Here is a 21,990-nt window from a genome sequence, read left to right as displayed (position 1 = left end):
CGGAAGGATCAGCGCGAGTAGAACTCGATGACGAGGTTCGGCTCCATCTGCACCGGATAGGGCACCTCGGAGAGGGTGGGGATCCGGGCGTAGGTGGCGACCATCTTGGAATGGTCGACGTCGATGTAGTCCGGCACGTCGCGCTCGGCGAGCTGCGAGGCCTCGAGCACCACGACGAGCTGCTTGGAGGCGTCCTTCACCTCGATCACGTCGCCCGGCTTCACGAGGAAGCTCGGGATGTTGACCCGGCGCCCGTTGACCTTGACGTGGCCGTGATTGACGAACTGGCGCGCGGCGAAGGGCGTCGCGACGAACTTCGCGCGGTACACCACCGCGTCGAGACGGCGCTCGAGCAGGCCGATGAGGTTCTCGCCGGAATCGCCCTTCTGGCGGATCGCCTCGGCGTAATAGCGGCGGAACTGCTTCTCGGTGATGTTCGCGTAGTAGCCCTTGAGCTTCTGCTTGGCGCGCAGCTGCGTGCCGAAGTCGGAGAGCTTGCCCTTGCGGCGCTGGCCGTGCTGGCCCGGGCCGTATTCGCGGCGGTTGACGGGGCTCTTCGGGCGGCCCCAGATGTTCTGACCGAGGCGGCGGTCGATCTTGTACTTCGCCTCAATGCGCTTGGACATCGCGGTTCCTCTGTGCGTGTCTGGTCTCTTCGAGGAACGCGCCCTCCTCTTCCCCCTCGGCGGACCGATCGGGACGACAGGCCCGGCCTGCCGGCCGGATCCACGGGTGCGTGAACGAGAACGCGGGCCTCGTGGCGAGACCCGCGCGTCGGAGGCGGGCATAGACGAGGCGGGGGCGGGTGTCAACGGAAACGTGACATGGCAACTTTACCGTGGAAATCGGCGCCCCGCCGGCTTCCACGCCTGGCGGTCGGGCGCTACATCTCCCGCATGCACGCACGCGCACCCCTCCATCTCCTGAAGCTCTGCGTCGGCGCGGAGTCCATCGCCGATCTCGAGGCGTGGATCGAGGAGAACCGGCTCTACGCCCGGCGCGCCGGCCGCGCCTACGAGCAGCGGCACACGACGCGGATGGTGCCCAAGCGCATGGACGAGATCGCCGGGCGCGGGTCGCTCTACTGGGTGATCAAGGGCCAGCTCGGCGCCCGTCAGCGGCTCCTCGAGATCCGCCCCTTCACGGACGAGGCCGGGATCGGGCGCTGCCATCTGGTGCTCGAGCCCGTCGTCGTCCCGGTCCAGCCGCGCCCGTGCCGCCCGTTCCAGGGCTGGCGCTACCTCGAGGACAAGGACGCGCCGGCGGACCTGTCGGGCGAGGCCGCCGCCGGCCTCGCCGAGATGCCCGAGGGCCTGCGGCGGGAGCTCGCCGAGCTCGGGCTGCTCTGAGCCGCCTCAGCGCGCCCGCAGGTCGATCAGGGCGAGCCCGGTCTTCGGGTCGTGGCGCCGGTGCAGGTGGGCCGGGGTCTCGGTGACGGTGAGCTCCAGCGTCGGGCGCACGAGCCCCTCCTTGAGATGCCCGCCGATCGCCGCGCCGTCGCGCCGGCCGAGCACGGCATGGACGTGGAGCTTGGGCGCGCCGTCCTCGTCGAGGGCGATGTCGCCGGTGAGGTTGAGCACCTCCACCTGCTCGGTGACGGGGATGTCCTGGTACGCCTTCGTCTCCCAGTCCCAGAACGTCACGGTGGCGCGCTCGAAGGCGCCGAGGCCGGTGACGGTCGCGGCCGAGAGCCCCTCCTCCTCGGCGAGCCATTGCAGGGCGGCCATGGCCTCGTCGCCATGGTCGAGAACGGCGACGATGGTGCGCAGTCCGTCGGTTTCGTCGAGCAGGCGATAGAGCATGGCGGGCGGCTCCGGAACGGGAACGGGACCGGTGAACGGCGAAGCCGGGCCGTGCGTTCCCGCCTCTCCGTCGTCCTCGGGCGACCCGCCTCAGCCGAGGCCGGCGATGCGGGCCATCAGCGGTCCCGCGAGCCAGAACACGCCGTGGGTGAAGGCGTGGGCGATCACCGCGTGCTCGAGGGCGTAGCGCCAGTAGAGCCAGCCGTAGAGAGCGCCGAGCAGGGCGTTGATGCCGATCGTGCGCAGGACGAGGATCGCGTTCGGCTCCACCGCCGCGGAGAGCGCCGGCAGGTGGCCCGCGCCGAAGACCACCGCCACGACCAGGATCACGCCCCACATCACCGCCGTTCGGTTCGCCGCCGCGCGCTCCCGCAAAGCCGCGAAGACCGCCCAGGCGAGCGCGGTCATCAGCCCGTAGCGCAGCATCAGCTCCTCGGTGATGCCCCCGTAGAGCACCGCGGACAGGCGCGGGATCAGCGCGAGGTCCGGCCCCGGCAACCCGACGAAGGCGTCGGGGGCGGCGAGGCGCAAGGCGAGATCGATCAGGAGCGCCAGGAGCGCGGCGGCGACGGTGAGCGCCAGCGTGCCCACCACGGTCGGGAAGGAGACGAGCGCCGGCGTCTCGCCGCGCAGACGGTCGGTGAGCCACGAGCGCAGGCCGACCTTGCCGGAGAGCCCGACCCCGACCGCGACGGCGATCACGAGCAGCACGCTCGGCTGGACGATCAGCAGGAGGACGAGGGCCCGGTCTCCGATCTGGGGGGCGCCCTCGACCGCGCGCAGCTCGTCGAGCCCGATCCGCGCCGCCATGGAGACGATGCCGAGAAAACCGAGCAGGAACCAGACGAAGAAAGGCAGGGCGAAGCGCATGGGATCGGGATGCCGGGACGAGGACGCGGGGTCGGGATCGGTATCAGGCGTCGAGCCGCTCGGCCCGCCCGTCGCCAACGGCGAACACGTCCGCCCGGTTCGAGAGCTCCGCGAAAAGCCCGCGATCGGCGCCCGTGAGCCAGATCTGGCCGCCCAGCGCGAAGAGGTCGGCGTAGAGCGCGGCGCGCCGGCGCGGATCGAGATGGGCGGCGACCTCGTCGAGGAGGACGAGGGGGGCGAGCCCGGTCATGCTGGTCACGAGCCGCGCATGGGCGAGCACGAGGCCGATGAGGAGCGCCTTCTGCTCGCCGGTGGAGGCGAGGTTGGCGGGGATGTCCTTCGGCCCGTGGCGCACGGCGAGATCGCTCGCCTGCGGGCCGACGAGGGTGCGCCCCGCGGCGCGGTCGCGCCCGCGGCTCTCGCGCAGGATCGCGCGGTAGCGGTCCTCGGCGTCGACGGCCGGGAGGGAGGCGATCAGGTCGTCGATCTCGCCCTCGAGGGCGAGCCGCGCGAAGGGGAAGGGCGAGGCGGGGTCGTGCGTCTCGGCGACGAGCCCGTCGAGGCGCCCCACCGTCTCGCGCCGGGCGGCGGCGACGGCGACGCCGAGCTCCGCCGCCTCGCGCTCGACGGCGTCGAGCCAGAGCGCATCGCCGTTCTCCTCGAGCAGGCGGTTGCGAGTGCGCAGCGCCCGTTCCAGCGACGAGACCCGCGCGCCGTGCTCGCCGTCGACGGCGAGCACCAGCCGGTCGAGGAAGCGCCGCCGGTCGCCGGCGGGCCCCCTGAAGAGCGCGTCGAGATCGGGCGTGAGCCAGACGAGGCGCACGTACTCGCCGAAGGCGGCCGGGGACGAGACCGGCGCCCCGTCGATGCGGCACACGCGCGAGCGCCCCTCCGCCGCGGCCGCCGCCGTGCCGGTGCCGAGCCGGTGCTCGCCGTAATCCCCCGCTAGCGTCAGGGACACGGTGAAGCCCGCCGCGCCCTGGCGGGTCATCGCCGCGAACTCGGCGCGTCGCAGCCCGCGGCCGGGAGCGAACAGCGAGATCGCCTCGATCAGGTTGGTCTTGCCGGCGCCGTTCTCGCCCACCAGCGCGACGACGGGCGCGCTCGGCGCGAGGTCGAGCGCGGCGTAGGAGCGGAAATCCTGGAGAAGGAGCCGCGTCACGCGCGGGCCCGGGCCGGTCTCGTCCGTCATCGCATCGCGCCCCTGGCGGCGCACCCTGGCGGCCGGCGCGCGCGCCCCCGGATCACACGCGCATCGGCATCAGGACGTAGAGCGCCGGCGCGCCCTCGCGGTCCTGGATCAGGGTCGGCGAGCCGGGATCGGCGAGCTTGAAGAGCGCCGTGTCGCCGTCGAGCTGGCCGGTGATGTCGAGGAGATAGCGGGCGTTGAAGCCGATATCGAGCGGATCGGCCTCGTACTCGACCTCGATCTCCTCCGTCGCCGAGCCGGAATCCGGGTTGTTGACGGACAGCGTCACCCGCCCGTCGGCGATGGCGAGCTTCACCGCGCGGCCGCGCTCGGAGGAGATGGTCGACACGCGGTCCACCGCCTTGGCGAACATGTCGCGATCGACGACGAGCGCCTTGTCGTTTCCGGCCGGGATCACGCGCTGATAGTCGGGGAAGGTGCCGTCGATCAGCTTCGACGTGAGGATCACCGAGTCGAAGGTGACGCGGACCTTCGCGGGCGAGAGCTCGACGCGGATCTGCTCGCCGCCCTCCTCCACGAGCTTGAGGATCTCCGCCACGGCCTTGCGGGGCACGATGACGCCCGGCATCCCGGCCGCGCCGTCGGGCGCGGCCATCTGGGCGCGGGCGAGGCGATGACCGTCGGTCGCGACCGCGCGCAGCACGGTCTCGCCCTCGCTCTCGATCGTGTGGAAGTAGATGCCGTTGAGGTAGTAGCGCGTCTCCTCGGTGGAGATCGCGAACTGCGTCTTCTCGACGAGCTTGCGCAGGTCGCCCGGGGCGATGGCGAAGGAGACGCTCATCTCGCCCGCCGCGAGATCGGGGAAGTCCGTTTCCGGCAGGGTCTGCAGGGTGAACTTCGAGCGGCCCGAGCGCAGCACCATCTGCCCGGTCTCGCCGGTGGCCTCGAGCGAGACCTGCGCGCCGTCGGGCAGCTTGCGCACGATGTCGTAGATGACGTGCGCGGGCACCGTGGTGGAGCCCGGCTGCGCGACGTCGGCGCGGACGGTCTCGGTGACCTCCATGTCGAGGTCGGTCGCCTTCAGGCCGAGCCCGTCGGCTTCCGCGCGAACGAGCACGTTCGACAGGATCGGGATCGTCGAGCGCCGCTCGACGACGCGGTGGACGTGACCCAGCGCCTTCAGGAGAGAGGCGCGCTCGACGGTGACTTTCATGGCGAACCCGGTGCTCGAAATTGTGGGCGCGGGCGTCGCCGAGGCGACGCCGGGCGCGAGTAAGCAGGGAGCGCAGATTGGCGAAGCCGCGCGCCGAAGGCAAGGGCGGCCGTGTCGCAATGCACAGAAGGGCGCGGGCGCGTCCGCGCCGCCCTCACTCCTGCAGCATGCGCTTGAGGAGCTCGACCTCCTCGTTGAGCCCGGTATCCTCGCCGATGCACTTCTCGATCTTGCGCACCGCGTGCAGCACGGTGGTGTGATCGCGCCCGCCGAAGCGCCGGCCGATCTCCGGCAGCGAGCGCAGGGTCAGCGTCTTGGAGAGATACATCGCGATCTGGCGCGGACGCACCACCGCGGCCGTGCGCCGCTCGGAGAGGATGTCCGAGCGCGAGACGTTGTAGCGCGAAGCGACGAGCTTCTGGATCTCCTCGATCTTCACCCGCTTGGGCTCGCGGTTCTTGACGAGGTCGCGGATGGCCGTCTCGGCGGTCTCCAGCGTCACGGCGGCGCCGGTGAGCGTCGCGTGGGCGAGGAGCCGGTTGACGGCGCCTTCGAGGTCGCGGCCGTTCGTCGTGATCTGGCGGGCCACGTAGGCGACGACGTCCGCCGCGACGGCGAAGGTCGGGTGGGCGGCCTTCACGGCCGAGATCCGGGCGGTGAGGATCGAGTGGCGCAGGTCCTCGTCGAGCGCGCCGACCTCCACCACGAGCCCGCCGGCGAGGCGCGAGCGGGCGCGCTCGTCGAGGCTCTCGAGATCCGCCGGCGGCCGGTCCGCGGCGATGACGACCTGGCGGCCGGCGTCGATGAGGGCGTTCAGCGTGTGGCCGAATTCCTGCTGGATCGAGCGGCCCTGGATGAACTGAACGTCGTCGATGATCAGCAGGTCGATCCCGCGCAGCCGCTCCTTGAAGGCGAGCGAGGTCTGCGCCTTCAGGGCCGAGACGAAGCCGTACATGAACCGGTCGGCGGTGAGGTAGATCACGCGCTTGCCGTGGGCGCGCGCGGCGTGGCCGATCGCGTGCAGCAGGTGCGTCTTGCCGAGCCCCACGCCGGCATGGACGTAGAGCGGGTTGTAGAGCGCCGGGCCCTCGTGGCGGGCCACGCGGTCTCCGGCGGCGTGCGCGAGGGCGTTCGAGCGCCCGACCACGAAGCTGTCGAAGGTGAGGCGCGGGTCGAGCGGCGCGCCGACGATGTCCGTGTCGGAAGCGGCGGCCGGCTGCGGCGCCGGCGCGGCGGGCGCCGGGGTCGCGGACGGCTCGCGACGCGAGCCGGCGTCCGCGCGGGCCGCGTGGGTCGGCTCGGGACGCTTGCCCGCCTCGCGAACGGACGCGCCGCGCACCGCGAGCGCGAGACGGGAGACCGCGCCGTCCTCGGCGCGATACACGTCGAGCACGCGGTCGAGATAATGCGCCTCGATCCAGCTCTTGAGGAAGCGGGTCGGCACGGTCAGCCGCGCGCAGCCGTCGGCCACCGCCTCCAGCTCGAGACGGGCGAACCACGAGGTGAAGACGTCCTCGCCGAGCTCGGCGCGCAGCCGGCGCCGCACGCGCCCCCAGGCTTCCGCCGCATCGGCGCTCGAGCCGCCCTGCCGGGGCCCGTCCGCCCCTGCGCACTCGACCGCCGCCGCGAGCGCCTTCCCGCGCTCCTCGCCCCCGTGGAACATCTCGCCCTCCTTCACGTCGCGCGCCGATCGCCGCCGCGATCGACCTCGCTTGCCCCGCATCCGCACGTCCGGACAGCGCGCAGGCGCACAGGCGCCGCGCCGCCTCCAAGCACTCGGAGACGCCGAACTCGTTCTTGATTGTGTCGATTACGACTAGGACTAGACTACAGGATGGTGATCGGGCCGTCGTCGTGCGTCATCATCTGCCGGTCTTCGTGTTGCGTGGCGATGACAGACACGTCGGTACCCCCCGCTCCTGAGGCCAAACCTTTGAATTGAGAAGAGTTACTTCAGACAGCTGCTGAAGTCCCGTGACCTTACACAGCCCCCCCGGGGCGCGCAACAGGAAGGAATCGCCGCGTGCGATTTCCGCGGCCCCGCCCGTCCACAGCTTCGTCCGGGCCCCGGATTAAGTCGCTGTGGTTTTTAACGTTTTATCCACGTGTACGGCGACGGGCAGGTCGATTCGGAGCCTGCGCTCGGCGCCGGCGGGAACCCGAAAACGCCGCCCGCCGCGGCCCCGATTCCGAGCCGCGCCTTCCTTTGCCCCCTAACCTGTTGATGCTTAAAGATTTTATCTGCGCGTTTCGAGCGACGTATCGGAAAGATTTCCACCCCGAAATCGCCGACGAGAGTCAAGCAGAACGTTGTCGGAACCGGCACGATCCGGACGTTAAAGCACGGAGCGTGTCGCTGCGTATCCACTCGACTATGAAGCCCTGCTAATTTCTACGATCTGCCCGCATGGATGCGCAGAAGCGGGGTGAAGCGACCCTTGCGCGTACCCGCAAAAACGAAGAAGCCCGGCAGAGCCGGGCCTCGAATGCTGTCGCTATTCTTAGCGCGAGCGCCGGCCGGCGTCCGCCGGTCAGGCCGAGGCGCGCGCGAGCGCGTTCACGCGCTTGGCGAGGCGAGACACCTTCCGGGACGCGGTATTGTGGTGCGTCACGCCCTTCTGCGCGGAGCGCATGATGATCGGCTCCGCCACGGAGAGCGCCTCCTTGGCGCGCGAGGCGTCGCCGGAGCCGATGGCTTCCTCGACCTTGCGGATGAAGGTGCGCATGCGCGAGCGGCGCATACGATTGACCGCCGTGCGCTTGGCGATCTTGCGCGTCATCTTCTTGGCCGAGGGCGTATTGGCCATGGCTGGTGCAACCCCGTTCGAAAACGCCGACCGGCGAGCCCGGGACGGGCCGCGCAGCGGGATCGGCTGATGTCTGCTGAACCCATGGGTCGCCCGCCGCGAAACCGGCGCGCGCCCGCGAAGCCGGGTGTATAGTCGCGGCGCGCTCCCGCGTCAACGGGAATCCGCGCGCGCGCCCGTCACCCGGCGATCAGCCCGGCGAAGCGGGCGAGATCGACGTTGCCGCCGGAGACGATCACGCCCACCCGCTGCCCGGCGAGCGCCCCCGCCTCGCCGTCTGCGAAGGCGGCGGCGGCCGCGAGGCAGCCGGTCGGCTCGACGACCTGCTTCATCCGCTCGGCGAAGAAGCGCATCGCGTCGACCAGCGCGTCGTCGGAGGCGGTGACCACGCCCGCCGCCGTCTCGCGGACGATCGGGAGCGTGTAGGCGCCGGGCGTCGTCGTCTGCGCGCCGTCGGCGATGGTCTTCGGGACCGGGATCGTCACGGGGCGCCCCTCGGCGAGCGAGCGCACGAAATCGTCGCCCGCCTCCGGCTCGACGCCGTAGACGGCGCAGCCCGGCGAGAGCGCCGCCGCCGCGAGGCAGCCGCCCGAGGTGAGCCCCCCGCCGCCGAGACATATGTAAAGACGGTCGAGGCGGCCGACCTCCTCGATCAGCTCCTTCGTCGCCGTGCCCTGCCCGGCGATGACGTGCGGGTGGTCGAAGGGCGGGACCAGCGTCAGCCCCCGCTCCGCGGCGAGCCGCCGGCCGATGGCCTCGCGGTCCTCGGTGAAGCGGTCGTAGAGCACGACCTCGCCGCCATAGCCCTTCGTCGCCGCGATCTTGATGGCCGGCGCGTCCGTCGGCATCACCACGATCACCGGCGCGCCGAGGAGCGCGCCCGCATGGGCGATGGCCTGCGCGTGGTTGCCCGACGAGAAGGCGACGACGCCGCGGGACCGCGCCGCCGGGTCGAGCGCCGCGATGGCGTTGTAGGCGCCGCGGAACTTGAAGGCGCCGGTGCGCTGGAGGCTCTCCATCTTGAAGAAGAGCTCCGCGCCCGTGCGCGCGTTCGCGGTGCGCGACGTCATCACCGGCGTGCGGTGGGCGACGCCCTCGAGCCGGCGCGCGGCCGCCTCGACGTCGGCATAGGTGGGCGGGGAGAGCGCGATCGGCTGGTCCACGCAATGCCTCACTTGTTCTGGAAGTTCGCCGGCCGCTTCTCGACGAAGGCCTGCATGCCTTCCTTCTGGTCGGCGGTGGCGAAGAGCGAATGGAACACGCGCCGCTCGAAGCGCACACCCTCCGAGAGGGTGAGCTCGTAGGAGCGGTTGACGCTCTCCTTCACCAGCATGGCGACGGGCAGCGACATGGAGGCGATGGTCTCCGCCGTCTTCAGCGCGTCCTCGAGCAGCTGGTCGGCGGGCACGATGCGCGAGACGAGGCCCGCACGCTCCGCCTCCTCGGCGCCCATCATCCGCCCGGTGAGGCACATCTCCATGGCCTTCGCCTTGCCGACGAGGCGGGTGAGGCGCTGGGTGCCGCCGGCGCCCGGCATCACGCCGAGCTTGATCTCCGGCTGGCCGAACTTCGCCGTGTCGGCGGCGATGATGATGTCGCACATCATGGCGAGCTCGCAGCCGCCGCCGAGGGCGAATCCCGCGACCGCCGCGATGATCGGCTTGCGCCGCTCCGCCACCTGGTCCCAGGAGGTGATGAAGTCGTCGAGATAGGTCTGCGGGAAGGAGAGCCCCGCCATCTCCTTGATGTCCGCGCCCGCCGCGAAGGCCTTCTCCGAGCCGGTGATCACGACGCAGCCGATCTCCGGATCGCGATCGTAGGCGATGAGCGCCTCGTTCAGCTCGGCGACCACGGTGGAGTTCAGCGCGTTCAGCGCCTGCGGGCGGTTGAGCGTGACGAGCCCGACCTTGCCGCGGGTCTCGGTGAGGATCGTCTCGTAGGCCATCGGGGGCTCCTCCTGGTGCGACGGTCGCTTACGCGTAGCGGGGAGGGAGGAGCGCGGCAAGGGCGAACTCGGGGGGACGTGCGGGCGAAACGAGGTCATCCCGGGCGCCGAACGGCGACCCGGGACCCATACCCGCCGACGCTCGTTTCGCGGCCTTCAGGCCGCGTCGCGCGACATCGCCGTCACCAGCCGCAGCGCGACGAGCGCGGCACGCGCGCTCGAGCCGAGGTCGAGGTTCCGGGTCCCGGATCGCCTTCGGCGTCCGGGATGGCATCTCTCCTCCGCATCCGATCGCTTCACGGATGTCACCGCCTCTGGCAGCGCGGGCAGTAGAAGGTCGAGCGGCCCAACTGGACGATGCGCTCCACCGTCCCGCCGCAGCCGGGCGTCGCGCAGGGCTCGCCCTCGCGGTCGTAGACCTTGAACGCGTGCTGGAAATAGCCGAGCGAGCCGTCGGCGTGGGCGAAGTCGCGCAGGGTCGAGCCGCCGGCGGCGACGGCCTCGTTCAGGACGGCGCGGATCTCCTCCGCCAGCCGGTGCGCGCTCTCCCGCGGCCGGCCGGTCTTCGTCGCGACGATCCCCGCCGGCGCCTCCGGATGGAGCCGCGCGCGGAAGAGCGCCTCGCAGACGTAGATGTTGCCCAGGCCCGCGATCAGGCGCTGGTCGAGGAGCGCCGCCTTGAGCGGGGCGATCTTGCCGTGGAACAGCTCCGCCAGCGTCGCGCCGGAGAGCGCGTTGCCGAGCGGCTCGATGCCCAGCCCCGCGAAATGCTTGCAGGTCGCGAGCTCGGCTGAGGGCGCGAGGTCCATGTAGCCGAAGCGGCGCACGTCGTTGTAGGTGATCCGCGCCCCCGTATCGAAGCGGAAGACGACGTGATCGTGGATCGGCATCGTGCCGGGCTCGTAATGGAACTCCCCCGGCGTGATCACGGCGTCGGCCAGCTCCACGGTGAAGCGGCCGGTCATGCCCAGATGCATGATCAGGCTCTCGCCCGTCGAGAGATCCGCGATCAGGTACTTCGCCCGGCGCGAGAGGGCGCGCACCGTCGCGCCCTCCAGCCGCTGGACGAAGCGCGCGGGAAACGGGAAGCGCAGGTCGGGCCGGCGCTGCTCGACCTTCGTGAACCGCGCGCCCACCATGGCGGGCTCCAGCCCGCGGCGGACGGTCTCGACTTCGGGAAGCTCTGGCATGTGCGATGGGACTCGGCGTCGCGGGCGGGGCGTGCGGGTGGGAAAAGCGGCCTCTCGGCCTAGTTCAGATAGCCTCGCGCCGCCTCTTTCGCTATGTCTCCCGGCGGACGCGGCGCGCGGCGCGCGAGGAACGGACGAGAGCATGGCGGACGACACCGATTCGAGCACCACGCATTTCGGATACGAGACGGTTCCTCTCGAAGAGAAGCAGGGGCTCGTCGACGACGTCTTCCGCTCGGTGGCGCGCCGCTACGACCTGATGAACGACCTGATGTCGGCGGGCCTGCATCGCTCCTGGAAGGACGCGATGGTCTCGGCCCTGCGCCCGACGCGGACGCGGCCCTTCGCCCATCTCGACGTCGCCGGCGGCACGGGGGACGTCGCCTTCCGCGTCCTCGACGAGGCGGGCCCGGCGGCCCACGTCACGGTCTTCGACATCAACCCCGACATGCTGGCGGTCGGCCGCGAGCGGGCGGGCGCGCGCTACGGCTCGCGCTGCACGTTCGTCGAGGGCAACGCCGAGGTCCTGCCGTTCCCGGACAAGAGCTTCGACGCCTACACCATCGCCTTCGGCATCAGGAACGTGCCGCGCATCGAGGCGGCGCTCGCCGAGGCGCATCGCGTGCTCAAGACCGGTGGGCGCTTCCTGTGCCTCGAGTTCTCCCAGCCCGACATCCCCGGCTTCGACCGGATCTACGACGCCTATTCCTTCAACGTCATCCCGCGCATCGGCAAGGCGGTGACCGGGGATGCGGAGAGCTACCGCTACCTCGTCGAATCGATCCGGCGCTTCCCCACGCCCGGCGTCTTCGCCGACATGATCGAGGAGGCGGGCTTCCGCCGGGTGACGCATCGGCCGATGACCGGCGGGATCGTGCGCCTGCATTCGGGCTGGAAGATCTGATGGGCGTCCTCTCGTGATCGGTAGCCTCGTCCATATCCTGCGTGCGGCGCGCGCCGGCTACGTCCTCGCCCGCGAGGGCGCGCTGGCCCTCGTCGACCCCTCCGTGCTGCCGCCGCTCCCGCGGCTCGGGCTCAGGCTCGCCCGCGTCATCGAGCGGCGCGATGCAGGCTCCTCCGAGAGCCGGCTCTCGGCGGCGCTCACCCGGCTCGGGCCGTCCTACGTCAAGTTCGGCCAGTTCCTGGCGACGCGCCCCGACATCGTCGGCTTCCAGGCGGCGCGCGACCTCGAGAGCCTGCAGGACCGCCTGCCGCCCTTCCCGCGCGAGGAGGCGGTGCGCGTCGTCGAGGAGGCGCTCGGACGCCCGCTCGAGGCGATCTTCTCGCATTTCGGCGAGCCCGTCGCCGCGGCCTCGATCGCGCAGGTCCACCGCGCGGTGATGAAGACGCCCGAGGGCGGCGAGCAGGTGGTGGCGGTGAAGGTGGTGCGCCCGGGCGTGCGCCAGCGCTTCTCCCAGGACCTGCAGGACATGCGCTTCGCCGCGCGCGTCTTCGAGGGCTACGCCCCCGAAGCCCGCCGCCTCAGGATGGTCGAGGTGGTCGAGACGCTCGCCCGCTCGGTCGTGATCGAGATGGACCTGCGGCTCGAGGCCGCCGCCCTCTCCGAGCTCGCCGACAACACCAAGGACGATTTCGAATTCCGGGTGCCCAAGCCCGAATGGGACCTCACCGACCGGGAGGTGCTCACGCTCGAGTGGATCGACGGCATCAAGCTCAACAAGCTCGACGACATCGAGGCCGCCGGCCACGACCGGGTGGCGCTGGCGCGCATCGTCATCCAGAGCTTCCTGCGCCAGGCGATCCGCGACGGCTTCTTCCACGCCGACATGCACCCGGGCAACCTCTTCGTCGACAAGCGCGGGCGCCTCACCGCGGTGGACACCGGCATCATGGGCCGGCTCGGCCACCGGGAGCGGCGCTTCCTCGCCGAGATCCTGCTCGGCTTCATCCAGCGCGACTACGTCAAGGTCGCGGAGGTGCATTTCGAGGCGGGCTACGTGCCCCCGCGCCATTCCGTGCTCGACTTCGCCCAGGCCATCCGCGCCATCGGCGAGCCGATCCACGACCGGCGCGCCGACGAGATCTCCATGGCCCGCGTGCTGGCGCTGCTCTTCGAGGTCACCGCCATCTTCGAGATGCAGACGCGCACCGAGCTCGTCATGCTCCAGAAGACGATGGTGGTGGTGGAAGGCGTCGCCCGCCGGCTCGACCCGCATCTCGACATGTGGACCATCGCCGAGCCCGTGGTGCGCGAGTGGATCGAGCGCAATCTCGGCCCCATCGGCAAGATCGAGGACGTCGGCCGCGGCGCGCGCACCCTCTTCGGCGTGCTCCAGGACCTGCCCGACATGGCCGTGCGCGCCGAGCGGCTGCTGGTGCAGCTCGAGCAGGGCACGGAACGCGGCATCGCGCTCGCGCCGTCCTCGATCGAGCGCGCCGGCGAGGCCGCCGCGGGGCGGGGGAGGGCGATCGTGGTTGGGGTGTGGGTGATCGCGATCGCGCTGGTGCTGGGGTTGTTTTGACAGTTTGCGTGTCGCGCCGGAGACGCTTGGTCGATACATCTCGAGGTGGTCACAGCATATGGTCAAGTCGTTCCGCGCTCTTTCCGGCAGTGCCGAGCTGGTGGATGAGCCTGTGCGGACTGCCTTGACGTGCTCGTGCGCCGACGAGCCGCGGCGCGTCGAGGATCGCGCGCGCTGAAGATGAAATTTCTCCAATACTTTGCCGGCAACGTGATGATATCCGGATCTACAATGTTGCCGGCGAATTTCCTCTCTCCTCGAACGATCTTCACGCTTGCAACTCAAAATCGACTGATTTTGATTGTTGCGCTGGATAAGCGAGGGGACGGTTTATGAACGGTCGGGGTTGCTTCGGACGCGCGGTTCAATCCGAAAACATGATTATTGTCAGCAATAGCCATTGTAATAGGACTTTGACGGGACTTAGAACCTCAAGCGTTCCACATGCCAAAGACTTCATGGTGCTCGGCTCCGAAATCCAGAGCATCGAGCTCGTCCTGCGGCACCCGGAGGTTCGGATTTTCGATCTGTCCAATCCCGACGAAATTTGGTCTCACCTCGGTTGCGAGGAGACGATAAATGTCTTTGAAAATTTGAAGGAGAAGACAAAAATACGAGTGGACAAGGATCCAAATATAGCTCTTATCGCTGGTGACGACCTGCTGCCGGAAGTCTGTATATCGGGAGAAGACATTTCGTATCTACGCCAGTGTAAGGCGGAAATCATAGGAAGTCATTTGAATGTCAATAACCGGAAGAGAAATTCTAATAGATTCTGTCACAAGTCTCTACACGTGAGACACTTATCGAGCGAATCCCAGTATTTCATGAATGAATTTGCGTTCATGTATAGCCGCTATATGGAGCCCGGGACATGGATGCGCTGTCGGACGCTAGGCTTGCGAGAGACATACGGGCTTCATCGAGTGTGGAGCCAGATCGCGTCGTTGGGCGATGCGCACTGCTACGTCCTCGGGGGCGGGTTGGCGATTTCGCTCGCGATGATGGAGAGTGGGTGTCTGAAGCCGAAGATTTTCGTCGAGTTTCATCTGCAGAATGATGCGAACGCACTACTGCGCAATCGCGAAAGCGACGTGCAGATCAATTTCGGTCTCAGGAGCTCCGACCAGCCGGAGTGCATCGTCGTCGTCGATAAGGTCTATTCGGGCGGATCGCTTCGCCTCGCTGCAGAGCGGATGTCGAAGCTTTATCCCGCCGCACGAGTGATCAAAGTAGGCCTTTTTCCCAAGTCCCTCGAAGGCGTCGAGAGCTGCGACTACGTCGTGTTCGGCGGCGCGCTGCTCGACGTGTCGTACTTCGACGGCCGCAGCGGTGGGCCCTGGCACTACGCTCTCTGGCGGAAGGCCAACCAATGATCCTCTTCGGCGACACGCGCTTCGGCGCCATCGAGACCGCCTTGGAGCGCGTAGAGCACACGCTGACGAGGTTATGGCTCTCGGAATTGTCGTTTGTGGCAAAAGATCAACTCGAAGTAGCAATGCAGAATGGACATGCGGTCACGAAGTACGATCTGCGCGTTCGGGACGTCTTCATTCGCGAGCTGGCGCCGTGCTGCTCTGACACGCTCGTCTTCGAGGAGGACATCCGCCCCGGCGACGCAGGAAACGCCTCGAGCCTCTGCCTCGTCGACCCGATCGACGCGACACATAATCTGACCAACGGCTACCCGAGCATAGCGGCGAGTGCGGCCTTCATCGAGGATGGTCAAATCGTCTTCTCATGGGTGATGGATATCGCGCGACAGAGCGCGTACGTCGCCCTTCGAGGGGGCGGCGCTTTCAAGAAGACGAGCCTCGCGTGGCGGCGCACCGAAGCGAGCAGGTGCAGGACGCTGGGGTCCTCGTGGTGCTCGGTGATGGCAGGCGCGCGCCTCGGCGGCAGCCGACCTTCGAAGATCAGGTCGCAATCGTGTTTGGCTCTCGATGCCTGCCTGATCGCGAGCGGTCAACTCGACGGCTTCGTGGATCTCATCGACGGCGCGCGACACAAGGTATGCGATGTGGCCGCTGCTGCACTCGTCGTCAGAGAGAGCGGCGGCTTCGTTTTCGATCGCGCCGAGCAAGCGTTGCTGACGGACGAGGACCTGACCTCCGATCTCGATCGACGATACAACGTAGCGGTCGCCGCTACCAAGGAACTTGGGGAGCAGCTATGTCAGATTCAGATGTCCTGAGCTATGCCGAGCTGAAAGTCGACGTTCTGTGCAACGGCGTTGCTTATGCCGAGGGATTTCTGCCGGCTTATGCCGCGCGGCCGGACTGGATCGGGAAGCGCCGGGCCTACGGCAACAGCGATCTCGCCCAGTTCGGCACGACCAAGGTCCCACAGGAGTTCAGGCTCAAGGACGGCACCATCTGCTCGGCGAATTTCGTGCCGAGTTCGCCGTATCAGCTTTCCATATCAGAAGAAGGTCCGTATCTGTTGGATACACGCAAAGATACGGCATTCCAAATTCGCTTTCCGCTTGAGCCGAAGGCGTACGCCTTCGATCTCAGCAATGGCCGCCCCTTCAAGGAAGTCGCCACGTATTACGGCGAAACCACGCTGGGATTTTTCAACCCCGGCCATTGCTACTACTTCGATGAAGGGACACAGTGCCGGTTCTGCTCTCTCGGGCCTGCGCGCGAGGAAACCGACCACGTAATGAAGGTGCTGCCTGGCCTTGCTCAAGAGGCGGTTCGCCTCTCGGCGGAGCTCGACGGTGATCGCGTCGTCCGCACTCTGATCAACGGTGGCAACGCTCGGAACTACGACCGCGGGTTCGGCAATCAGACACGCCTCGCCGTGGCGCTCGCCGAGGTGAACCGCGAGTTTCTTGGGGGGCGGTTGACCAACCATTTGATCGCCATGCCACCTAAGGACTTCGAGCTCATGAAGCCGTTGCACGGTGTCGTCGACCGCCTCGCCATGAGTCTCGAGATCTATGACCCCGAGCTGTTCGCCGAGATCTGCCCGGGTAAGCACCGCGATTTCGGTCGCGACCGCTTCCTCGACGCCTACTCCGCGGCGGTCGGCGTTCTCGGACCCGGGCGGGTGTACGTCGGCTTGGTGGCCGGCCTGGAGCCGGTGGAGAGCGTGGTGGAGGCCATGTGGCGGTTCGGCGAGCAAGGCGTCGTTCCGGCCATCGCCGTGTTCCACCCCGGACGTGGATCGATTTTCGAGACCTATCCGCGCCCTCGCCCCGAGGACATCCTCGCCATCGGACGAGAAATGCAGAAGGTCTATCGAAAGTTCGACTTTACCGCGTTCATCGAGAGTTCCGGTCGCAATTCGATTGATACTGAGGCGCAGAGGTATGCGTTTTGATCCCTTCGCTCCGCGGCCGCGCTCTCGGCATGAGTTCCGCAGTTCTGGGCAGCGGCGTCGCCATTCTCCACGATTTCGGAACGAAGGAGTCGGGAGCCGGCGGGTACGCCTTTTTCTTCCTGGCGGCCTGCCTTCTCTTCGGGCTGGTCGACAGGTTGTGGGCGACCGCCGGCGCGCATGCGACGCAGACCGTGGGCGCGCCCGGCCCCCTGATGATAGCGGTGGTGAGCTTCTGTCTCGGTAACTTGTGTTTATTCGCGAGCGCGCGAACGCTCGATGGCGTCGATCTCGCCGCACTCGGCCGCCTCTACCTTCCATTCTGCGCCCTTTTGGCGATCTTCGCAATCGGGGAGCGCTTCTCGGGTCGTCAGCTCGCGCTTGCGAGCGTCCTCATTGTGGTGAGTCTACAGCCTCTGACCGAAGTCGGAATAGTGACAGAACAACGCAACGCAGTCGTTCTCTGCGTCCTCGCGTACTTTTGTTTTGCAGTCTATTATACTACCCTTAGTTGGGCCTTCAAGGCGCAAGCGGTCCGTGTCAATGCACAGTCGGCGTTCGTGGCTTTGCTGGCGCTGCTCGCATATGCGGGTGTGCCGAGCCCGGATGGAGCGCTCCTCCCGATCGCGGCCGGCGCCATTTTCTCTCTCTCGCACAAGCTCTTCTACATGGCCAATCGTTCGGTGTCGTTTCTGGAATTGAACCTGTACCGGGTGGCGAGCCCGCTCGTCGTCGTCCTGGTCTACGGGATGATCGCGAGCCGGCACGTGGGCGTGGCGGAGGTCGTCTGGGTTGGCATGTTGACATGCCTTTATGCAGCGTGGTTTTTGTGTCCCCCTGCGAAGCCGCGGCGCCGTCAGGTCTGAATCATGCCTCTCCCCCTCGTCGCCTCGACGCATCTGGTCCACACGATCGACGGCGCCCACCTGCTCGTCCGGCGGGCCGGCACGCGGTACTTTCCGGGGTGGCTGAGCTGCGTGGCGGGCCATGTCGAGGACGGAGAATGTCCACGCACGGCGCTCGTGCGGGAGGTCGAGGAGGAAATCGGGGTGCGGCTCGTGCCCGATGAGCTCGCGTTTCGCGTCGTCGTCCACAGAAGACTGCCGGATCGCACCTATGTGGATTTCTTTTTCGTGGCCGGGCGCCTGCCACACGAGCCGATGATCCGCGAGCCGGACAAGATTTCCGAGCTGGTCTGGGCGCGCCCCGAGGATCTGCGGTCCGAGATCGTTCCCTACGTGGCCGCGGCGCTGGCGTCCGAGGACGGTTTCGTCGCATTCTCGGAGGCCTGACGGCGACCGGAAGATCGGCGCCCGCCGTGCCCTCTCCAGCCGAGCGGCTCTTCGCGTCATGAACCCCACCACCATCGGCCTCGACCTCGGCACCTCCGCCCTCAAGGCCGTGCTCGTCGATGCCGGCCAGCGCATCCTCGCCACGGCCGAGATCCCTCTCGACACCCAGCGCCCCCGCCCGCTCTGGTCGGAGCAGGACCCGGACGCCTGGTGGGAGGCGACCCTCGCCGCCCTCGCCGCGCTGCGCGCCCAGGCGCCCGACGCCTACGCCGCCACCCGGGCGATCGGCCTCTCCGGCCAGATGCACGGCGCGACGCTCGTCGACGCCGCCGACCGCCCGATCCGCCCGGCGATCCTCTGGAACGACGGCCGCGCGCACGAGGAAGCCGCGGCGCTGGCGGCCGACCACCCGCACCTCGCGGCGCAAGTCGGCGTCAAGCCGATGCCCGGCCTCACCGCGCCGAAGCTCGCCTGGCTCGCCGGCCACGAGCCCGAAGCCTTCGCCCGCATCCGCACCGTCCTCCTACCGAAGGACTACCTGCGCCTGCGCCTCACCGGCGAGCGCGCCACCGACATGTCGGACGCCGCCGGGACCTGGCTCCTCGACGAGGCGCGCCGGGACTGGTGCGACCCGGCCCTCGCCGCCACGGGCCTCGACCGCGCGCGCCTGCCCCGCCTCGTCGAAGGCACGCAGGCCACGGGCGTCGTCCGCCCCGCGCTCGCCGCCGAGCTCGGCCTGCCCGAGGGCGTGATCGTCGCCGGCGGCGGGGGAGACGTCGCGGCGGGCGCCGTCGGGATCGGCGCCGTGGGAGAGGCGGACGCCTTCGTCTCGCTCGGCACCTCGGCGCAGATCTTCGTGTCGAGCGCGGCCTACCGCGCCGCGCCGGACGCCCTCGTCCACGCGCTCGCTCATTGCGTGCCGGAGCGCTGGTTCGCCATGGCGGCGCTGCTCAACGGCGCGAGCGTGATCGGCTGGGCGGCGAAGCTCCTCGGCCTCCCCGTCACCGACGCCCTCGCCGCCGCCGAGCGCGAGACGATCGGCCCGAGCCGCGTGCTATTCCTGCCCTATCTCGCCGGCGAGCGAACGCCCCACGACGACCCGCACGCCCGCGGCGCGCTCGTCGGCCTCGACCCGCAGGCCGGCCCGGCGGAGATCATGCGCGCCGTCCTCGACGGCCTCGCGCTCTCCCTCGTCGACGGGCGCGACGCGCTCGCCGCCGCGGGCGTCGCCGTGCCTGCGGCGGGGCTGATCGGCGGCGGGGCGAGGAGCCCCTTTCTCGCCCGCCTCCTCGCCTCCGCCCTCGACGCGCCGCTGACGCGCACCCGCGGCGGCGAGGCCGGCCCCGCCCTCGGCGCGGCGCGGCTCGCCCTCGCCGCTGCCACCGGCGCGCCCCTCGCCGAGATCGCGACGCCGCCGCCGGTCCTCGACGTGACGCCGCCCGATCCGGCGCTTCGCGACGCCTATGCGGAGCGCCTGCCGCGCTGGCGGGCGCTGTACCGGGCGCTGCGGGAGGAATTCAGGGGCTAGAGCAGATCGCTTCCTGATGGAATCGCGCGGGGGATTCCCTTCGAGGCCAGTTCGTGATTCACGGTAGAGGCTGGCGGAGGAGGCCAGCCGCCATGACGAAGCCCCTCTCGATGGATCTGAGGCAGCGCGTCCTCGCTGCGGTCGATGCCGGCATGAGCCGCCGGGCCGCGGCGGACCGCTTCGGGATCGCGCCGTCCGCGGCGGTGAAGTGGTTCAACCTTCGGCGCGAGACGGGCTCGGTCGCGCCGCGGGCGCAAGGCGGCGACACGCGGTCCGGGCGGATCGAGGCGCTCGGCCCGGTCATCCTCGCGATGGTGGAGGAGGCGCCGGATCTCACCCTCGTCGAGATCGCCGAGCGGCTCGAGCGCGAGCACGGCGAGCGCTTCGCGCCCTCGACGGTGCACCGCTTCTTCGGCCGCCACGGCCTGACGTTCAAAAAAAGTCCGGCCACGCCAGCGAGCAGGACCGCGCCGACGTCGCCGCGGCCCGCGAGGCCTGGTTCGAGGAGCAGCCCGAGCTCGACCCGCAGCGGCTGATCTTCATCGACGAGACCTGGCTCAACACCAAGATGGCGCGGTTGCGGGGCCGCGCCCCCGAAGGCGAGCGCCTGCGCGCCGGCATCCCTCACGGCCATTGGCGCACCACGACCTTCGTGGCCGGGCTCAGGATCGGCGGGATCGACGCGCCGATGCTGATCGACGGCGCGATCAACGCGGCGAGCTTCCTCGCCTACGTCCAGCAGGTCCTGGTTCCGACGCTGAGCCCCGGCGACGTGGTGATCATGGACAACCTCGCCAGCCACAAGACCCCCGCCGTGCGCGAGGCCATCGAGGCGGCCGGAGCCGAGCTGCGCTTCCTGCCGCCCTACAGCCCGGACTTCAACCCCATCGAGAACGCCTTCGCCAAGCTGAAGGCCCTGCTCAGGAAGGTCGCCGCCCGGACGCGCGACGCCCTCTGGAGCGCCGTCGCCGACGCCATCGAAGCCTTCCCGCCAGAGGAATGCGCGAACTTCTTCACCGCAGCAGGATATGAACCCGAGTGGTGAGAATCTGCTCTAGAGCATCATCCCGAGCCGGCCTTGGCCCGCATCAGGGTGTTCTGGTCGATCAGGTAGCGCTCCGACAGCGCCAGCCCCGCCGCGCCGAGCGCGCGGGCGAGGCGGCCGATCCGGCCGGGGCGCAGGGACGGGGCAGCGAGCCCGGTCTGCGGCAGGCGGGCGATCTCCCGGCCGATCGCCGCGATCAGCCGGTCGCGCACGGCCGGCGGGAAGATGCCGTCGACGATGGCGGCCTCGATCTCGACCAGCGCCGCCGCCGACAGGACTGCCATGGCGAGGGCCGCGGCGGCCTGGTCGATCCATGCCGTCAGGTGCGGCTCGAACCCGGCCCAGTCCCCCTCGCCGCGCCACAGGCCCGCCGTGTCGATGCCCGCCGCGACGAGCCGGCGCTCCAGCTGGAACAGCGAGGCCTCGTCGATGAGCTGGCGGGGGCGCCCGTCCGGGCCGCGCAGGGGCAGCGAGCCGATGGCGGCGGCGTTGCCCGCGCGCCCGGCGAAGAGCGCGTCGTTGAGCGCGAGCCCGCCGCCGACGAAGGTGCCGACGAAGATCGTCAGCACGTCCCCGAAGCGCTCGGCGCCGCCGAACAGCATCTCCGCGGCGCAGGCCGCCGTGGCGTCGTTGTGCAGGGCGACCGGGCACGGCAGGCGCACGGAGAGCAGCCCACGGATGTCCGCCGCGCGCCAATCGTCCATGGCGCCCGCCGGCGCGCCGACGACCTCGCTCCAGCTCCAGATGTCGAAGGGCATGGCGAGCCCCGCGCCGGCGAGCCGGTCCGCGCGCGGGCCGAGTCGGGCGACGAGGCCGGCGCAGGCGCTCTCCACGAAGGCGAGCACCGGCTCGAGCCTCGGATAGGGATAGCCGATCGCCTCGTGCGCGCGCACCGTCCCGGCGAGATCGATCAGGGCGACGTCCGTCGAGCGCCGGCCGATCTTGACGCCGATGGCGAAGGCGCCGTCGGGGTCGAGCGACATCGGCACCGAGGGCTGGCCGACGCGCCCGCGCTGCGGCGCGCCCCGGCGCAGGAGCCCGTCCGCCTCGAGATGACGCACGATGACCGAGGCGGCCTGCGCCGACAGTCCCGTCAGCCGGGCGATCTCGGTCTTGGTCAGCGGCCCGGCCCGCCACAGGAGGGAGAGCACGAGGCGCTCGTTGTAGGCGCGAACGCCCGCCTGGTTCGAGCCCCGGTGCAGCGCCGCCGGCTCGCGTGTCGTGCTGTCGGCCCGCATGATCGCGCGTCTCTCCTTGGCGGCAGGATGCCGCAGCATCGCACCGTCGGTCAATTAATAATTCACATTGATTTAGTTATTGACAGCCGAGAACCGACGGTGT

21 protein-coding genes are annotated in these 21,990 nt (G+C 69.3%); 10 read left to right on the top strand and 11 right to left on the bottom strand.

The annotated features are described in order from the left end of the window. Positions 1-8: 8 nt before the first annotated feature. Positions 9-626: a 30S ribosomal protein S4 gene (gene rpsD, locus ABL310_RS03095; RefSeq protein WP_349370253.1), complete on the bottom strand. Its 618-nt coding sequence runs from the start codon at positions 624-626 to the stop codon at positions 9-11. A gap of 270 nt (positions 627-896) precedes the next feature. Between rpsD and ABL310_RS03090 the strand changes: the two genes are divergently transcribed. Further along, complete coding sequence (locus tag ABL310_RS03090) at positions 897-1,349, top strand: DUF1489 domain-containing protein (RefSeq protein ID WP_349371984.1); 453 nt, start codon at positions 897-899, stop codon at positions 1,347-1,349. Positions 1,350-1,355: 6 nt separating this feature from the next. Here the strand turns inward: ABL310_RS03090 and ABL310_RS03085 are convergent, their stop codons facing one another. The 9 genes from ABL310_RS03085 to mutM all read right to left on the bottom strand — a co-directional run bounded on the left by ABL310_RS03085 (position 1,356) and on the right by mutM (position 10,977). Further along, on the bottom strand, positions 1,356-1,802 hold the full coding sequence (locus ABL310_RS03085; RefSeq protein ID WP_349370252.1) for a PPC domain-containing DNA-binding protein: 447 nt from the start codon (positions 1,800-1,802) through the stop codon (positions 1,356-1,358). A 90-nt stretch (positions 1,803-1,892) separates the two neighbouring features. Then, on the bottom strand, positions 1,893-2,672 hold the full coding sequence (locus ABL310_RS03080; RefSeq protein ID WP_349370251.1) for a type II CAAX prenyl endopeptidase Rce1 family protein: 780 nt from the start codon (positions 2,670-2,672) through the stop codon (positions 1,893-1,895). Between the two features lie 43 nt (positions 2,673-2,715). Beyond that, a complete protein-coding gene (gene recF / locus ABL310_RS03075; protein WP_349370250.1) occupies positions 2,716-3,864 on the bottom strand; it encodes a DNA replication/repair protein RecF in 1,149 nt (382 codons plus the stop codon). A 52-nt stretch (positions 3,865-3,916) separates the two neighbouring features. Then, positions 3,917-5,035 carry a DNA polymerase III subunit beta gene (dnaN, locus tag ABL310_RS03070; protein ID WP_349370249.1) on the bottom strand — a complete coding sequence of 373 codons (1,119 nt, stop codon included), beginning with the start codon at positions 5,033-5,035 and terminating at the stop codon, positions 3,917-3,919. A 154-nt stretch (positions 5,036-5,189) separates the two neighbouring features. After that, positions 5,190-6,698: a chromosomal replication initiator protein DnaA gene (gene dnaA / locus ABL310_RS03065; protein WP_349370248.1), complete on the bottom strand. Its 1,509-nt coding sequence runs from the start codon at positions 6,696-6,698 to the stop codon at positions 5,190-5,192. A gap of 868 nt (positions 6,699-7,566) precedes the next feature. Next, on the bottom strand, positions 7,567-7,842 hold the full coding sequence (gene rpsT / locus ABL310_RS03060) for a 30S ribosomal protein S20 (RefSeq protein WP_349370247.1): 276 nt from the start codon (positions 7,840-7,842) through the stop codon (positions 7,567-7,569). Between the two features lie 179 nt (positions 7,843-8,021). Continuing rightward, entirely contained in the window at positions 8,022-9,005 is a 984-nt protein-coding gene (locus ABL310_RS03055; protein WP_349370246.1) for a threo-3-hydroxy-L-aspartate ammonia-lyase, read from the bottom strand. Positions 9,006-9,013: 8 nt separating this feature from the next. Next, on the bottom strand, positions 9,014-9,787 hold the full coding sequence (locus ABL310_RS03050; RefSeq protein WP_349370245.1) for an enoyl-CoA hydratase: 774 nt from the start codon (positions 9,785-9,787) through the stop codon (positions 9,014-9,016). Between the two features lie 305 nt (positions 9,788-10,092). Continuing rightward, a complete protein-coding gene (mutM, locus tag ABL310_RS03045) occupies positions 10,093-10,977 on the bottom strand; it encodes a bifunctional DNA-formamidopyrimidine glycosylase/DNA-(apurinic or apyrimidinic site) lyase (protein WP_349370244.1) in 885 nt (294 codons plus the stop codon). Positions 10,978-11,119: 142 nt separating this feature from the next. Here mutM and ubiE point away from each other — a divergent pair, with 142 nt between their 5' ends. The 9 genes from ubiE to ABL310_RS03000 all read left to right on the top strand — a co-directional run bounded on the left by ubiE (position 11,120) and on the right by ABL310_RS03000 (position 20,649). Beyond that, positions 11,120-11,881, top strand: a complete 762-nt coding sequence (ubiE, locus tag ABL310_RS03040) for a bifunctional demethylmenaquinone methyltransferase/2-methoxy-6-polyprenyl-1,4-benzoquinol methylase UbiE (RefSeq protein WP_349370243.1) — start codon at positions 11,120-11,122, stop codon at positions 11,879-11,881. Between the two features lie 13 nt (positions 11,882-11,894). Beyond that, a complete protein-coding gene (gene ubiB / locus ABL310_RS03035; RefSeq protein WP_349370242.1) occupies positions 11,895-13,460 on the top strand; it encodes a 2-polyprenylphenol 6-hydroxylase in 1,566 nt (521 codons plus the stop codon). A 926-nt stretch (positions 13,461-14,386) separates the two neighbouring features. Further along, on the top strand, positions 14,387-14,836 hold the full coding sequence (locus ABL310_RS03030; RefSeq protein ID WP_349370241.1) for a hypothetical protein: 450 nt from the start codon (positions 14,387-14,389) through the stop codon (positions 14,834-14,836). Then, entirely contained in the window at positions 14,833-15,654 is an 822-nt protein-coding gene (locus tag ABL310_RS03025) for an inositol monophosphatase family protein (protein WP_349370240.1), read from the top strand. Before ABL310_RS03030 ends, ABL310_RS03025 begins: the two co-directional genes overlap by 4 nt. After that, positions 15,633-16,787, top strand: coding sequence for a radical SAM protein (locus tag ABL310_RS03020; RefSeq protein WP_349370239.1), 1,155 nt, complete (start codon positions 15,633-15,635; stop codon positions 16,785-16,787). The genes ABL310_RS03025 and ABL310_RS03020 overlap by 22 nt, the downstream gene beginning before the upstream one ends. A gap of 29 nt (positions 16,788-16,816) precedes the next feature. After that, positions 16,817-17,650, top strand: coding sequence for a hypothetical protein (locus ABL310_RS03015; protein ID WP_349370238.1), 834 nt, complete (start codon positions 16,817-16,819; stop codon positions 17,648-17,650). Positions 17,651-17,653: 3 nt separating this feature from the next. After that, complete coding sequence (locus ABL310_RS03010) at positions 17,654-18,076, top strand: NUDIX domain-containing protein (protein ID WP_349370237.1); 423 nt, start codon at positions 17,654-17,656, stop codon at positions 18,074-18,076. Between the two features lie 58 nt (positions 18,077-18,134). Further along, entirely contained in the window at positions 18,135-19,604 is a 1,470-nt protein-coding gene (xylB, locus tag ABL310_RS03005) for a xylulokinase (protein WP_349370236.1), read from the top strand. 92 nt (positions 19,605-19,696) lie between these two features. Then, positions 19,697-20,649 (top strand): IS630 family transposase gene (locus tag ABL310_RS03000; RefSeq protein ID WP_349368028.1). Its coding sequence is split into 2 segments (ribosomal slippage): positions 19,697-20,039 and positions 20,039-20,649, totalling 954 coding nucleotides; the frame shifts between segments, so codons are not numbered across the junction. Positions 20,650-20,666: 17 nt separating this feature from the next. On the opposite strand, the gene ABL310_RS02995 is transcribed toward ABL310_RS03000, so the two are convergent. Beyond that, on the bottom strand, positions 20,667-21,887 hold the full coding sequence (locus ABL310_RS02995) for an ROK family transcriptional regulator (RefSeq protein WP_349370235.1): 1,221 nt from the start codon (positions 21,885-21,887) through the stop codon (positions 20,667-20,669). Between the last annotated feature and the right edge of the window lie 103 nt (positions 21,888-21,990).

The sequence above is a fragment of the Salinarimonas sp. genome (assembly GCF_040111675.1).
In the GTDB taxonomy this organism is placed as follows: domain Bacteria; phylum Pseudomonadota; class Alphaproteobacteria; order Rhizobiales; family Beijerinckiaceae; genus Salinarimonas.
Note: the sequence above shows the minus strand (reverse complement) of the source record. Positions and strands in the feature narration are given on the sequence as shown.